Here is a 14,213-nt window from a genome sequence, read left to right on the forward strand (position 1 = left end):
TTTCTGATTTTTAATGTAAGTTTGAAATTGAAGCATTGAAACGTGCCATCTGTATTAACACATATCTGAAATCTATATTACCGCATGCATACGCTATACCGCATACAGTTAGTATTGCTGCTGCTTTTTGCCGGCTCAGCAGCAATGGCACAGAAGATCACCTATTCAGAACCTGAAAAGGATGATTACAAAAGCACGGAATTCGAAATCATTGGCAGGGTAGCAGGCAATATCCTCGTGTATAAAACAGACCGTGGCGATTACGTGGTATCGGTGTATGATAATACGATGCAGCTGAAAAACCGGGTGAAGCTGGATTTTCTGCCACGGAAGGTGATCAGTATGGACTTTGTGGCTTACTCCGATAAAGTGCTGATGATATACCAGTTTCAGCGTAAAGATGCTGTTTTCAGCCTCTGTGCTACCATGTCGCCTGATGCCACCTTTACAGATGCGCCTATCCTGATCGATTCTACCCGCATTGGTATATACTCCAAAGAAAACAAGGTATATTCTGTGGATGTATCGGAAGATAAGAACCGCATTATGGTGTATAAGATCAACCAGGACAACGAAAACAACAATGTGTTTTATACTTTCCTATACGACAGCGCCATGAACCTGGTCAATAACAGCCGCTTGTCGCTGCCCATGCAGAAAAGACAGTTCCTGAGCAATTTTAACCTGACTAATAGCGGCGATTTTATCTTCAATAAGCTGGAGCGTACTTCCAACCGGGATTATGTGTTAAATGGCAACATGATCATCAAACGCCCATTGGTCGATAGCTTTGAAGTAACTCCTATGGAGTTCAAATCCCAGTTGCTCGATGAGGTAAAAATGAAGCTGGACAACAGCAAACAAACCGCGTTGGTAACGGCTTTTTACTATAAACAGAAGCGGGGGAATGTAGAGGGCATCTATCTCTATAAATATGATTATGGCAATCATAAAACCGTGTATGAGAAATCAACTGCCTTTGCAGATGAGCTGAAGGCGAATGCCCGCGGCGAATCCAGTACCAACGCGGCATTCAATGATTATTTCATCCGGAAAATCATTAATACTGCCAATGGCGGATTCCTGTTGGCCGCCGAATCCTTCTCCACGTCTTCCCGCTATCAGCCCTGGAACCGCTGGAACTATATGTACGGAAGCCCATACGGCGGTATGTATGCTCCCTACTACTATTCGCCTTACTCTTCCATGTATTATAACCCATACTACTGGAACAATTCCCAGGGATTACGCTACCACTACGATAATGTGGCGGTGCTGTCTTTCGATGACGAGGGCAATATGCAGTGGAACAACTTTGTACACAAGAGCCAATTCGACGATAACGCCGACCTGTACCTGTCTTACCTGATGGTAAATGTAGGCAGTGAACTGCGTTTCCTGTATAATGAGCTGGACAGAAGGAGCTATATGCTTACGGATGTAAGCCTGGCGCCTGGTGGGAAAGTAAACCGCATGCCTACCCTGCGTAACCTGGATAAAGGTTTTACCTGGATGCCCAGGTATGGTAAACAGATCAGTGGTCGCACGGTAGTAGTACCATGTATTTACAGGAATTATATTTGCTTTGCTAAAATTGACTTTTAATCACACCTTTGCACTGTGATAAGATTTTTCCGTTCAGGCAATCCGTTGACGGTATTGCTCCTGCTGATATATACACTGGTCGTTAAGTTTTACTATCTGATTCATCCATCTTCCTTTGTGGCAGATGGATCAGAAGGATTATTGTACCACCTGCTGGTGAAATGGATGCAAGCCGGTATAGGCAATAGTCCGTTGATCTTCACTTCCCTGGCGATACTGTTGTTGTTCCTGCAGTCGTTGCTGTTTACCCGCATTATCAACCATCACCGGTTGTTTGCCCGGCCTACTTACCTGCCGGCCATGTGTTTCCTGCTTTTTACCTCTATGCTTCAGAGCTGGAATGTATTTTCTCCGGCATTGCTGGTCAACCTGATTATGCTGTGGGTGTTTTCCAGTATAACGGAACTGTATACACGGACTTCCGCCCGGGATGTGGTATTTAACATTGGGTTTGCGTTGGGGGTATGTGGATTGTTTTATTTTCCGTCTGTAATTTTCTGTGTGCTGTTGTTGGCGAGCATGCTCATTATGCGGGCTTTCCGTCTGGCGGAGTGGATTATTGCACTGCTGGGGCTCATATGTCCGATTTATTTGATGGGTACTTATCTCTTCCTGACTGGGCAGATGACTTTACTCTGGAAAATACCAAATATTGGGTTGTCGCTGCCCATGATTAAGGATTATAAGGTATGGGGAGCCATGGTAGCCTGTTTGCTGTTTTTTGTGATAGGCTGGCTGTTATTACAGCGTCCGCTCAAGAAAATGTTGATCCAGGGCCGTAAGATATGGGCCGCATTGATCATATATGTGCTGGTAGCCATGCTGATACCGTTTTTTAACGTACATTTTTCTGCCGGGTACTGGGTATTGGCCGTTTTGCCGGTTTCTATGTTTGCTGGCAACGTCTTTTGGTCTGTCACAAACGATACTTTTGCCAACATTATCCACTTTATTACACTGGCGTACGTCATCGTTATGCAGTATTTCAGCTAGTTTCTCCATTTTAAAAGGCTGATTACCAGTAATTTGTTAAATCAGGACAAACGGCAATGGAAAATTGCGAACGGCGAAGTAATTTTGTCCTTTCCCATTAGATTTGTCATTCGTGAAAAATGAGGATAAAAACGGGGATAAAAACAGTTTTTAAAAACATTATTTACACATAAACACAAAACATTTTCAGATGAAATTTGGCGTTGTCACCTTTCCCGGTTCTAATTGTGATCATGATATGATTGATTCCCTGCGTAACGACCTGGGACAGGAAGTAATAGAACTGTGGCATAAGGACAGAGACCTGAGCGCATTCACTACCAATGACTGCATCGTATTGCCGGGTGGTTTTTCTTATGGCGACTACCTGCGTTGCGGCGCTATCGCGAGATTTAGCCCAATGATGCAGAGTGTGATTGAGTTTGCCAACAAAGGCGGCCGTGTAATAGGTGTTTGTAATGGTTTCCAGGTATTGTGCGAAGCAGGCCTGTTGCCAGGTGCATTATTGCTGAATGACCACCAACAGTTTGTTTGCAAGAACGTTTTCCTGAAAAGCGAAAATACCACTACCGCACTCACTAAGGATGTAACCGGCAGGGCCCTGATGATCCCTGTAGCCCATGGAGAAGGCCGCTACTATGCAGATGATGCTACCGTAGAAGAACTGTTTAAGAACAACCAGGTACTGTTCCGTTACTGCGATGAGTTTGGCAACATTATTGAAACTGCTAATCCAAACGGCGCCATCCGTAATATCGCGGGTATCTGTAACAAAGAAAGAAATGTCTTTGGTATGATGCCTCACCCGGAAAGGGCCACCAGCCTCGCCCTGGGTAATACAGACGGGCAGCTGATTTTACAGAGTCTGATCAATAACAACTAATAGATTAAATCAACCAACCAATTAAAAAGAAAAGCATGAAAAAATTACTCACAGCACTGGCATTGTTCGCCTTGCCCATCCTGGCAAGTGCACAAATCGAAAATCCGGTAAAATGGAGCTTCTCTGCCAAGAAAGTAAATGCCAACACCTACGAAGTACACGCCATCGCCACTATCGAAGCTGGCTGGCACCTGTACGCGCAGGAAGCAGGAGAAGGCCCGGTACCTACCTCTTTCAAGTTTACTAAAAATCCACTGGCGACACTGGAAGGTAAAGTAACCGAAGCAGGTAAACTGCATAAGGCATTCGACAAAAACTTCAACTCTGAACTGAAATACTACGAAAACACCGTAGACTTCGTGCAGAAAGTAACCGTAAAAGGTAAAGCAGCTACTAAAGTGAAAGGCGCTGTAGAATTCATGGTGTGCGATGACCACCAGTGTCTGCCTCCAAAAGAACTGGAATTTGCGGTGAATGTAGGAGGAAAGTAAATTGTATCCGGTAACTGATAAAAATACTCGTAAAACGAGTTCCTCTTCCAGGGAACTCGTTTCTTGTTTTCTCAGATCTATATTATTTAAAGCCTATTGACTTTATGAAGCAACTGCTTGCATTTTTAATACCTGTCTTCGCCCTCTTTGCCTTGCATGCAAATGGCCAGGACAACAGCCCGAAACCTGTTAAATGGCAGTTTTCCGCAGAAAAGAAAAGCGACCAGGAATATGTACTGCACCTGAAAGGTACGGTAGACAAAGGCTGGTTGATGTTTTCCACCACCATGGGAAATGATGATCCCAATACAAGGGTAGCGCTGGATAGTGCAGCTACTTCCATAGCCAGTATTACTGGTATCAAGGAAGCGGGTAAATTAGAAACCCGCAAAGAACCACTCTTTGATAACCTGGAAATCAGGTATTTCGAGAATACTGTGGATCTCGAAACAACCGTAAAATTTACCGGAGCTGTTCCCGCTTCATTTAAAGGTAGTGTCAATTATATGGCATTAAAAGGAGAGGATGCCGTTGGACCGGAAGAAGAAACCTTTAAATTCAGTAAAGATGCTTCTGGCAACCTGACCAGTGTGGCAGCCGGTTTGCAGGAATCTGCAGGTAATGCACAGACGCTAAAGCGTACTGCTATTGATCTGAAAAAACCAGTAAAAGACTGTGGTGGTACAGGCCAGGAAGGCAATGCCAAGAAAAGTCTGTGGGGGCTATTTATCCTCGGTATGCTGGGTGGTTTCATTGCGTTATTCACGCCGTGCGTATTCCCGATGATTCCATTGACTGTGTCTTTCTTTACCAAACAGTCTAAAGACAGGAAGAAAGGAGTTATGAACGCTATTACATACGGGTTCTTTATATTCCTGATATACATACTTTTAAGTCTTCCATTCCATTTCCTCGATTCATTGAACCCGGAAATATTGAATAATATTTCTACCAACATTTGGCTGAATCTTACGTTTTTCGTCATTTTCATTGTATTTGCGATTTCATTTTTTGGATACTTTGAAATCACCTTGCCCAGCGGTTTGGCGAATAAGGTAGACGCGAAAAGTAGTGTAGGAGGCCTGGTAGGTATTTTCTTCATGGCCTTAACCCTGGCATTGGTGTCTTTCTCCTGTACGGGTCCAATTTTAGGTTCTTTGTTAGCGGGTTCTTTATCTACCGACGGAGGGGCTATTCAGCTGTCTGTCGGCATGGGCGGCTTTGGCTTCGCGTTGGCCCTGCCTTTTGCTTTATTTGCTTTGTTCCCCGGATGGCTGAATTCACTACCAAAGTCTGGTGGATGGCTTACTTCAGTGAAAGTGGTTTTAGGGTTCCTGGAACTGGCTATGGCGATCAAATTCCTGTCAAATGCTGACCTGGTGAAACACTGGGGTATTTTGAAACGGGAAGTATTCTTTGCTATCTGGATTATCATTGGTTTTTGTATCGTGTTATATCTCTTTGGCAAAATCCGTTTCCCGCACGATTCACCTATTAAAAAACTTAGCAAGGGTAGAATTACACTGGCGCTGATCTTCCTGGTCTTCACTATTTACCTGATACCGGGAGTCACCAATACCACTTATGCTAATCGTTCACTCATCAGTGGTTTCCCGCCACCATTGAGCTATAGCGTTTATGGGAAAGATGCTGCAAAAGGAGTAGAGCCCAATGTAATGAATGATTATGAGAAGGCGCTGCAACTGGCTAAGGAGCAGCACAAGCCACTCCTGCTGGATTTTACCGGCTGGGCGTGTGTTAACTGCCGTAAGATGGAAGAAAATGTTTGGCCAAAGGATGAAGTAAAAGTGTTGATAGAAAAGGATTATATCCTGGTATCGCTTTATGTAGATGACAGAAAGCTTTTACCGGAAGATCAACAGTTTTTATTCACTACCAGCAATGGTTTCAAGAAAGAGATCAAAACAGTAGGCGACAAGTTTGCTACAATGCAGACAGAGAACTTTTCCAACAACTCACAGCCGTTTTATGTGTTAATCAGTCCCGATGAAAAGCTGCTGACGCATCCGGTGGGTTACACACCTGATCCGAAAGCGTATGCAGAGTGGCTGAAATGCGGCCTGGAGGCATTCAAAAGTACTAAGTAGTTTGTACTACTATGAGTTATAAACAGGAAGGGCTGCACATTTGTGCAGCCCTTCCTGTTTATAGTTTACACGGATATCAGAAAGAATAATTCGGCAACTCAGCTGCCTCAATTTTTTCCTGTTGACGGTTCACCAGGTTTTTGATGCTGAGGGTATTTTCCTGTAGTTCTGATTCACCGAGGATGATCACATACGGAATACCGCGTTTATCTGCATACTTCATTTGTTTATCCATTTTGGCATTTTCATGGAACAGTTCTGCTGCTACGCCATTTTTACGCAGTTGCATCATGTAGCCAAATGCTTTACGGGCGCTGTCTTCTCCCAGGTTCAGGAATAGTACTTTGGTAGATTGTTGTGCTGTTTGGGGAAACAGTTGCAGTTCTTCCAGTACATCATAAATACGATCTACGCCAAAGGAGATACCAACGCCGGAGATGCCAGGGAGGCCAAAGAGGCCTGTAAGATCATCGTATCGGCCGCCGCCGCCGATGCTGCCCATTTTAACCGTGGCGGGTGCTTTTACTTCTACGATTAAGCCGGTGTAGTAGTTGAGGCCCCGGGCCAGGGTTACGTCTATGATCGGTGTAGTATTAAAATCGCCATAGCCAGAGTTGATCACAAATGATAGTTCTTCGATGCCTTTTAGTGCTGTAGCGGAGGATTGCAGCAGTTCTTTCAGCTGCGACAATTTTTCGGTGCTGCTGCCGTCAATGGCGAGGAAGCGTTCAATCGTGTTGATATCGTTGGGTGCAAGTCCGCGTTCCTCCAGTTCTTTCCGGACACCGGCTGCGCCTATCTTATCCAGTTTATCGATGGAGATGGTAATATCTGTCAGCAGTTCGGGTTTGCCGATTACTTCTGCGAGGCCTGCCAATATTTTGCGGTTATTGATACGTAGTTCATATCCTTTCAATCCCAGTTTAGTAAACACGGTATCATAGATCAGCAGGAGTTCTACTTCATTCAGCAGGGAATTGCTTCCCACTACGTCGGCGTCGCACTGGTAAAATTCGCGGTAGCGGCCCTTCTGGGGCTTGTCGGCCCGCCATACCGGTTGCATTTGATAGCGTTTAAAGGGCAATGCCAGTTCATGTTGATTCATCACCACGTAGCGGGCAAATGGGATGGTGAGATCGTAGCGCAGGGCCTTTTCTGTGATGGCGGCTACCAGTTCTTTATTATCTTTTGCTTCGTGAGCGGCGGTATAGATCTCTCCATTGTTCAATACTTTGAACATCAGTTTATCCCCTTCTTCCCCATATTTACCGGTAAGGGTGGATAAGTTTTCCATCGCGGGGGTTTCCAGTGGTTGGAAGCCGAATAGTTCGAAGGTTTCGCGGATGGTCTGGAAGATATAATTACGTTTTCTTACTACCACGGGGCCAAAATCACGGGTGCCTTTAGGAATGCCTGGCTTTATCATCTCAAAAAAATGTTAAAAGTTTATTGTTGCTGGGCTGTGATGGCGTCACAGGCCTCAAAGATCATTTTATATACAGGAGCAAACATTTTGTCGTCGTAATAAGGGTCCGGTACTTCCTGTTGTCCTGGCAGCAGGAATTGCACTTTAGCTTTATCGGCCTCGTTGCGGGCTTTTCTTATCACGTCGGCATAGTTGTTCCGGTCCATTACATAGATGCGGTCAAAGGTATCGAAATCGGCTGTTTGGAACTGCCGGCCTCTGAGGCTGGAGATGTCCACGCCGTTTTTCCTGGCTTCTTTTACAGACCGGTGGTCGGGGGAATGGCCTATATGCCAGCTGCCGGTGCCGGCAGAATCAATTTCCCAGTTGAGCCCCCTTTCGGTAGCCAGATGTCGCATTACGCCTTCTGCCAGGGGAGAACGACAAATATTTCCCAGGCATACCATCAAAATCTTCATATCGTATCAAAAGATGAATCAGGCCGCAAACCTACAAGATATTATGGAAATGTGTACCCATTTGCATCTTTATCGTAGAAACGGGCTCAAAAAGAAGGATTTCAGGCGTAATAAAGCAAAAACTTCCGCAAATTGTAATTAGCGGGAAATGATGAAATTTTAAATCAAAAATTTGCGTGATGTTGAAAAAATGCCTCAAATTGCGGCCGGATAGGCGATTGGATGCAGTTTTGTTGCAGTTTTTTAACATTCTTCTAAAATTCTCTTTACCGGATTAAAAAATTATTTTTTGTATAATTGTAACTCGCAACATGGAAACACACGAAGAACAGACAAGCAGACGACTGGAAAACAGGTATCGGCCAATGGGTGAGCTGATCAGGGGGCTATTTTTTATCCTCTTTGGTTTGTTTGCCATATTCGGAGAACGAATGGGGTTGGCTCATTTCCGTATTTCACAAACAACGATGAACATAGCTGGTGCGATATTGCTAATCTATGGCCTCTTTAGGATTTACAATGGAATCAGGAAACTTTTTTTTAACAGGAACTAAAGAGGGCAGATATGTTTTTCAGTTTTAAAAGAATGAATGCTGTATATTTATCAGCACTAATATTGGTGTTAGCGGCTTGTGGCCCAAATCCAAATGCGAAAAAACTTGATACAGCCACGGAAGGTACTATTCGCATCAGCGTAGATGAAACGTATAAACCACTCATGGATTCAGAAATAAAAGTTTTTGAATCGCTGTATCCCAAAGCACATATCGTAGCTTCTTATAAACCGGAAGCAGATTGCTTTAAAGATCTTTTAAATGATAGTGCCCGCCTGGTGATCGTAACCCGCGATTTCAACAAACAGGAGCTGGAATATTTCAAGCAAATAAAAATTACGCCTAACAGCCTTTTACTTGCCTGGGATGCACTGGCACTGGTGGTGAATAAAGACAATCCTGATTCTGTATTTACGATGGATCAGGTGCGTAGCATCATGGACGGTACTGCTAAAGATAGAAAATGGCAACTGGTGTTTGATAATGCCAACTCAAGCACCGTGCGATACATCATGGACTCCATCAACAAGGGAAAGCCTTTGCCAACAAACACAATGGCTGCCAAAACCAATCCTGAAGTGGTGGATTACGTGTCTAAAAACAAAGACGCAATTGGTGTGATAGGTGTCAGCTGGATCTCTGATCCCGCCGATTCATTGTCAATGGCCTTCACGAAGCGGGTGAGTGTAGTGAGGTTAAGGGCAGACAATGGTTCGGATTTTGTTAAACCATACCAGGCTTATATTGGTATTGGTTCCTATCCATTAAAGCGCGGCTTCTTTTTCTGCCTGAAAGAGCCTTATCATGGCCTTGGCAGTGGATTTGCAACCTTTCTCGGCAGTTATGAAGGGCAACTGGTCATCAAACAGTTCCGTTTATTCCCCGCCAGACTGAATGTAGTTTTCCGGGAAGCGAACCTGAAGTAGAAAAAAAACACAACTAAAACTAAAAAACCAGATTGCATGAACAAACGGAAAAGTTTAATCGTAGCATTGCTTTGCGCTGCATCTAGCGGTGTGATGGCCCAATCTGTGGAAGACGGAGTGAAAGACCTGTATTATGGTAAATACCTGTCTGCCAAGCAGAATTTAGAGAAGGTGATAGCAGCAAAGCCTACGGAGGACAAAGCTTATTATTACCTCGGTATAGCACAGCTCGGACTGGAAGATGTTGCAGGTGCTGCAGCTACTTTCCAGAAAGGTTTACAGGCAGTGCCTACTTCAGCCTTATTACAGGCAGGTATGGGCCGTATTGATCTGATCAATGGTAATGCCGCTGCTGCAAAACAGAAATTTGAAGCTGCCAGTGCTGCTACCCAGGGCCGCGACGGGGATGTAGCCCGCGCCATAGCCGATGCCAACACAGAAATTAAAGGTGGTGATCGTCCTTATGCCCTTACTGTGATGGAGAAACTCCTGAACAATGAAGGCCGCAAAAAGAAAGAACAATACACACCGATCGCAGCTGATTATATCGAATTAGGAGATGCATACCGCTTCCTGGGTGGTGAAAATGGTGGTAAAGCCATCACTACTTATGAAAAAGCGCTGGAAGTGGATCCTAACAACGCAGAAGCTGTAATGAAAGAAGGTTTGGTAAACTACAACGCCAGGCTGAAATCTGAAGCGGTAGCTGATTATACCAAAGCTACCAACATGGACGCCAACTATGGCCCGGCTTACTACGAACTGTTTAACTTCTACATTACTCCGAAGAAAGACCAGTTATCGTGGGACGAAGCTGCCAAATACCTGGAAAAATATATGGCAGTTGCTGACCCGGCAGATAAAACCAAGAACCAGTACCTGGGCGCTTACATCGCTTTCTTCAAGAAAGACTATGATAACGCCATCTCTAAAGGTCAGGCTACCCTGGCAGGTGCTAATGAGCTCTATACCAATAAGCTGAACCTGCTGATCGGGGATGCTTACCTGCAGAAAGGCGATTCCCTGAACGCTAAGAAAACAATGGATGAGTATGTAGCTAAAGTAGGCGAATCCAAACTGGACTCGAACGACTATAAGCTGTTGAGTACTATCTACATGCGTTTAAAATCTGCTGATACTGCTACTCAAACCCAGTATACAGAAAAGGCGCTGGGTTACCTGGAAAAATATGCAGGTTCTATCACAGCCAAGGATCCTGAAACCTTTATCCAGATTGCAGAACAGTTGAAAGGTGCCAGGAAATATGCGGCTGCTGCTGATTGGTATGGAAAAGCCAATGAAATAAGCCTGGCCAATAAAGAGCAATTACAGGCCATTGATTATTTCAACGTGGGTATCAACTACTACTATGGCGCAGTAAACGTTAAGCCTTCTGATACCGCCCTGCTGACAAAAGCAGATGCTGCTTTCCAGAAAGTAATTGAGGCAAAACCAGAGCTGGGCACCGGTTACTACTGGAGAGGTATGACTAACTTCGTTAAAGATCCACAGGCGCAGGAAGGTATAGCTAAGCCTTACTACGACAAATACATCGAAATTTCAGAAGTAGATCCGGCTAAAAACAAGAGTACGCTGATCAACGCTTATACTTATGAGTTGTTATATTACTACTTTAAGGAGGATAAAGCGAATTTGAAGGTATATGCGGATAAACTGATTGCTTTAGATCCAAATAACGGCACCGTTAAGCAAATCACAGAAAATATGGCTGCCCGCGAAAAAGCGGCTAACAAGCCAGCAGCTAAACCAGCTGCTAAGGCAGGCCAGAACAAGAAATAAGCATTGAAAAATGTCAAATAGCTAAAAAACCTCCTGTACTTACAGGAGGTTTTTTAGTTTCCGGTTGGTGAAAAAAGATAATATTTTACCTACTAATAGATTTGATATTTGGTCAACTTACAGTATTTTTGCGCATTCGGACAATGTTTTTATCGGGAAGCTTATGTATACAGACACTGTATTTTTGTCAGCAACGACTACTCCTTTCAGCTATTTCCCTATAGTACTGCAATTAATTGCTGCTTTAGGTTTCGTAGGGATCACGATGTTAGCTACTCACTTTTTGGGTCCCAAGCGTAAAACCAGCGATAAGCTTATTAACTTTGAGAGTGGAATCGAGCAAAAGGGAAATGCCCGCCAGCCGGTAGCTATCAAATACTTCCTCACCGCTATTCTTTTCGTGTTATTTGATGTGGAAGTTATCTTTTTCTACCCTTATGCTGTGAATTTCAAGGAGCTGGGTTGGGAAGGCTTCATGGCTGTGTTGATGTTTGTGGGTTTCTTCTTGTGTGGTTTTATTTATATCACGAAGAAGGGTGCCCTGAAGTGGGAAGACTAATCTTAAACCTCTAAATTAAATCCAATGGCTCGTCCGGTTCAATATAATAATAAAGTGAAGATGGTGGAAATCCCTGATGGATATTCCGGTGAAGGATTTTATGCCACCTCTTTTGATAAGGCAATAGGCCTGGCGCGTAAAAACTCCATCTGGCCTTTACCTTTCGCTACATCCTGCTGTGGTATTGAGTTTATGGCTACCATGGCGGCAACATATGATATGGCGCGTTTTGGAGCAGAACGTATGGCTTTTACGCCGCGTCAGTGCGATTTGCTGATGGTAATGGGTACTATTTCCAAGAAAATGGGACCTATTGTACGCCAGGTATATCTGCAGATGGCGGAACCACGCTGGGTAATGGCGGTAGGCGCCTGCGCCTGCAGCGGTGGTATATTTGATACTTACTCCGTATTACAGGGTATAGACCAGGTAATTCCGGTAGATGTATATGTACCAGGATGTCCTCCAAGACCAGAAGGAATTATCGACGGCTTCATGAAAATACAGGAACTCGTAGGGCAGGAAAGTCTTCGCCGTCGTAACTCCGACAAGTATAAGGAGCTGATGGAATCCTACGGTATCAAGTAAGGAGAGGGAATGGTTAATTGTAAATCGTAAATTTCAAATTGTTAATGTCTTTAACAAACGAACGCATACAGCAACGCCTGACGGAGAAATTTGGAGATGTGCTTAGCGGCTTTGAAGAGCCGTACGGACTGCTTACCCTCACCGCCCAGAAAGATTATAACCTGAAAGTAATGCAATTCCTGTTTGATGATGAGGAATTGCGTTTTCGTTTTTTAACGGATATCACCGCTGTGCATTACCCGGAAAGAAAGAACGAAGAACTGGCAGTAGTATATCACCTGCACAACCTGCAGGACAATATCAGGCTCCGTCTGAAAGTATTTACGCCTGTGGCCAAACCGGACGTTTTTACCGCTACCAGCTTATATGAATCGGCTAACTGGATGGAACGCGAAACTTACGATTTCTTCGGGATCAATTTTGTTGGCCATCCTAACCTGATCCGTGTACTGAATGTGGACGAAATGACCTATTTCCCCATGAGAAAGGAATTTCCGCTGGAAGACGCTATGCGTATTGACAAGGATGATGAGATGTTTGGAAGGGGAGGAAATATTTAATACAACCAGGCTATGTTAGATCAGAAACAACATATAAAACTGCCGGAAGGCTCCATCGAAAAAGACACCACCACGCTGAACCTGGGTCCTACCCACCCGGCTACCCACGGCGTATTTCAGAATATCCTGGAAATCGATGGTGAACGTATTGTCAGCGCGGTACCTACCGTAGGGTATATCCACCGCGCATTTGAGAAGATTGCGGAGCGCCGTCCTTATTACCAGATTACACCACTTACCGACCGTCTTAACTACTGTTCCGCCCCTATCAACAACATGGGATGGTTACTCACCGTAGAAAAGCTCCTGGGTATCGAAGTACCTAAACGGGTAGACTACCTGCGTGTGATTATCATGGAACTGGCACGTATTGCAGATCACCTGATCTGTAGCTCTGTAATGGGCGTGGATACCGGTGCTTTAACCGGTTTCGTATACGTGATGACCTACCGGGAATTGATATACGAAATTTACGAAGAAATATGCGGTTCCCGCCTGACCACCAACATTGGTCGTATCGGCGGTTTTGAAAGGAATTTCACGCCAACTGCATTTGCCAAAATAGAACGCTTCCTGGCAGAATATCCTGCTGTACTGAAAGAATTTGAAACCCTGCTTACCCGTAACCGTATCTTCATGGAACGTACCCAGGGTGTAGGCGCAATCAGTGCAGAGAGAGCACTCAGCTATGGCTTTACAGGTCCTAACCTGCGTGCAGCCGGCGTTGACTACGATGTACGTGTAGCTAATCCGTACAGCTCCTACCAGGACTTCGACTTTTCAGTACCGGTAGGTACTACCGGCGATAGCTACGACCGCTTCCTGGTGCGTAACGCCGAAATGTGGGAAAGCATCAGCATTATCCGCCAGGCCATGGAGAAACTGAAATCCCTGCCGGCAGATGTATACCATGCAGATGTACCTGCTTACTACCTGCCTGATAAAAAGGATGTATATACGAAAATGGAAGCCCTTATCTATCACTTTAAAATAGTAATGGGGGAAACAGATATATTACCGGGTGAGGTGTACAATGCCGTGGAAGGAGCAAATGGTGAACTTGGATTTTACCTGATCAGCGATGGTGGCCGTAGTCCTTACAGACTGCATTTCCGCCGTCCCTGCTTTATTTACTACCAGGCTTACCCTGAGCTGATTAAAGGTTCCATGCTGAGCGATGCCATCGTTTGTATGAGCAGCCTGAACCTGATTGCGGGAGAACTGGATGCCTAACAGGGAGCTGATAGACTCCGGTAAAGAAT

General features: G+C 44.6%; 13 protein-coding genes. 11 read left to right on the plus strand and 2 right to left on the minus strand.

The window, feature by feature from the left end:
- Positions 1-84 precede the first annotated feature (84 nt).
- From HGH91_RS29670 to HGH91_RS29690, 5 genes are all read left to right on the plus strand, one after another.
- Positions 85-1,605 carry a hypothetical protein gene (locus HGH91_RS29670; RefSeq protein ID WP_168742871.1) on the plus strand — a complete coding sequence of 507 codons (1,521 nt, stop codon included), beginning with the start codon at positions 85-87 and terminating at the stop codon, positions 1,603-1,605.
- Between the two features lie 15 nt (positions 1,606-1,620).
- Positions 1,621-2,598, plus strand: a complete 978-nt coding sequence (locus tag HGH91_RS29675) for a hypothetical protein (RefSeq protein WP_168742872.1) — start codon at positions 1,621-1,623, stop codon at positions 2,596-2,598.
- A 190-nt stretch (positions 2,599-2,788) separates the two neighbouring features.
- Positions 2,789-3,481 (plus strand): phosphoribosylformylglycinamidine synthase I, encoded by a 693-nt coding sequence (purQ, locus tag HGH91_RS29680; RefSeq protein ID WP_168742873.1) that lies wholly within the window; start codon positions 2,789-2,791, stop codon positions 3,479-3,481.
- A 35-nt stretch (positions 3,482-3,516) separates the two neighbouring features.
- Entirely contained in the window at positions 3,517-3,972 is a 456-nt protein-coding gene (locus HGH91_RS29685) for a protein-disulfide reductase DsbD domain-containing protein (RefSeq protein ID WP_168742874.1), read from the plus strand.
- 104 nt (positions 3,973-4,076) lie between these two features.
- On the plus strand, positions 4,077-6,080 hold the full coding sequence (locus HGH91_RS29690; RefSeq protein WP_168742875.1) for a protein-disulfide reductase DsbD family protein: 2,004 nt from the start codon (positions 4,077-4,079) through the stop codon (positions 6,078-6,080).
- 76 nt (positions 6,081-6,156) lie between these two features.
- On the opposite strand, the gene hisS is transcribed toward HGH91_RS29690, so the two are convergent.
- Both hisS and HGH91_RS29700 read right to left on the minus strand, forming a co-directional pair.
- Entirely contained in the window at positions 6,157-7,506 is a 1,350-nt protein-coding gene (gene hisS, locus HGH91_RS29695; RefSeq protein WP_168742876.1) for a histidine--tRNA ligase, read from the minus strand.
- Between the two features lie 20 nt (positions 7,507-7,526).
- Entirely contained in the window at positions 7,527-7,964 is a 438-nt protein-coding gene (locus HGH91_RS29700) for a low molecular weight protein-tyrosine-phosphatase (protein WP_168742877.1), read from the minus strand.
- 586 nt (positions 7,965-8,550) lie between these two features.
- Here HGH91_RS29700 and HGH91_RS29705 point away from each other — a divergent pair.
- From HGH91_RS29705 to HGH91_RS29730, 6 genes are all read left to right on the plus strand, one after another.
- Complete coding sequence (locus tag HGH91_RS29705; protein WP_211092471.1) at positions 8,551-9,444, plus strand: substrate-binding domain-containing protein; 894 nt, start codon at positions 8,551-8,553, stop codon at positions 9,442-9,444.
- Positions 9,445-9,480: 36 nt separating this feature from the next.
- Positions 9,481-11,244, plus strand: coding sequence for a tetratricopeptide repeat protein (locus HGH91_RS29710; RefSeq protein WP_168742879.1), 1,764 nt, complete (start codon positions 9,481-9,483; stop codon positions 11,242-11,244).
- A 67-nt stretch (positions 11,245-11,311) separates the two neighbouring features.
- Complete coding sequence (locus HGH91_RS29715) at positions 11,312-11,803, plus strand: NADH-quinone oxidoreductase subunit A (protein ID WP_317166863.1); 492 nt, start codon at positions 11,312-11,314, stop codon at positions 11,801-11,803.
- Positions 11,804-11,827: 24 nt separating this feature from the next.
- Positions 11,828-12,391, plus strand: coding sequence for an NADH-quinone oxidoreductase subunit B (locus HGH91_RS29720; RefSeq protein WP_168742880.1), 564 nt, complete (start codon positions 11,828-11,830; stop codon positions 12,389-12,391).
- A 44-nt stretch (positions 12,392-12,435) separates the two neighbouring features.
- A complete protein-coding gene (locus HGH91_RS29725) occupies positions 12,436-12,951 on the plus strand; it encodes an NADH-quinone oxidoreductase subunit C (protein ID WP_168742881.1) in 516 nt (171 codons plus the stop codon).
- A 12-nt stretch (positions 12,952-12,963) separates the two neighbouring features.
- On the plus strand, positions 12,964-14,184 hold the full coding sequence (locus HGH91_RS29730) for an NADH-quinone oxidoreductase subunit D (RefSeq protein ID WP_168742882.1): 1,221 nt from the start codon (positions 12,964-12,966) through the stop codon (positions 14,182-14,184).
- Positions 14,185-14,213 lie beyond the last annotated feature (29 nt).

This window comes from Chitinophaga eiseniae (genome assembly GCF_012641265.1).
GTDB lineage: Bacteria > Bacteroidota > Bacteroidia > Chitinophagales > Chitinophagaceae > Chitinophaga > Chitinophaga eiseniae_A.

Excerpts from the sequence above, each read along its gene's own strand:
- HGH91_RS29670 (WP_168742871.1), top strand. The coding sequence starts at position 85 with ATGCATACGCTATACCGCATACAGTTAGTATTGCTGCTGCTTTTTGCC.
- purQ (WP_168742873.1), top strand. The coding sequence starts at position 2,789 with ATGAAATTTGGCGTTGTCACCTTTCCCGGTTCTAATTGTGATCATGAT.
- HGH91_RS29685 (WP_168742874.1), top strand. The coding sequence starts at position 3,517 with ATGAAAAAATTACTCACAGCACTGGCATTGTTCGCCTTGCCCATCCTG.
- HGH91_RS29690 (WP_168742875.1), top strand. The coding sequence starts at position 4,077 with ATGAAGCAACTGCTTGCATTTTTAATACCTGTCTTCGCCCTCTTTGCC.
- hisS (WP_168742876.1), bottom strand. The coding sequence starts at position 7,506 with ATGATAAAGCCAGGCATTCCTAAAGGCACCCGTGATTTTGGCCCCGTG.
- HGH91_RS29700 (WP_168742877.1), bottom strand. The coding sequence starts at position 7,964 with ATGAAGATTTTGATGGTATGCCTGGGAAATATTTGTCGTTCTCCCCTG.
- HGH91_RS29705 (WP_211092471.1), top strand. The coding sequence starts at position 8,551 with ATGAATGCTGTATATTTATCAGCACTAATATTGGTGTTAGCGGCTTGT.
- HGH91_RS29710 (WP_168742879.1), top strand. The coding sequence starts at position 9,481 with ATGAACAAACGGAAAAGTTTAATCGTAGCATTGCTTTGCGCTGCATCT.
- HGH91_RS29720 (WP_168742880.1), top strand. The coding sequence starts at position 11,828 with ATGGCTCGTCCGGTTCAATATAATAATAAAGTGAAGATGGTGGAAATC.
- HGH91_RS29725 (WP_168742881.1), top strand. The coding sequence starts at position 12,436 with ATGTCTTTAACAAACGAACGCATACAGCAACGCCTGACGGAGAAATTT.
- HGH91_RS29730 (WP_168742882.1), top strand. The coding sequence starts at position 12,964 with ATGTTAGATCAGAAACAACATATAAAACTGCCGGAAGGCTCCATCGAA.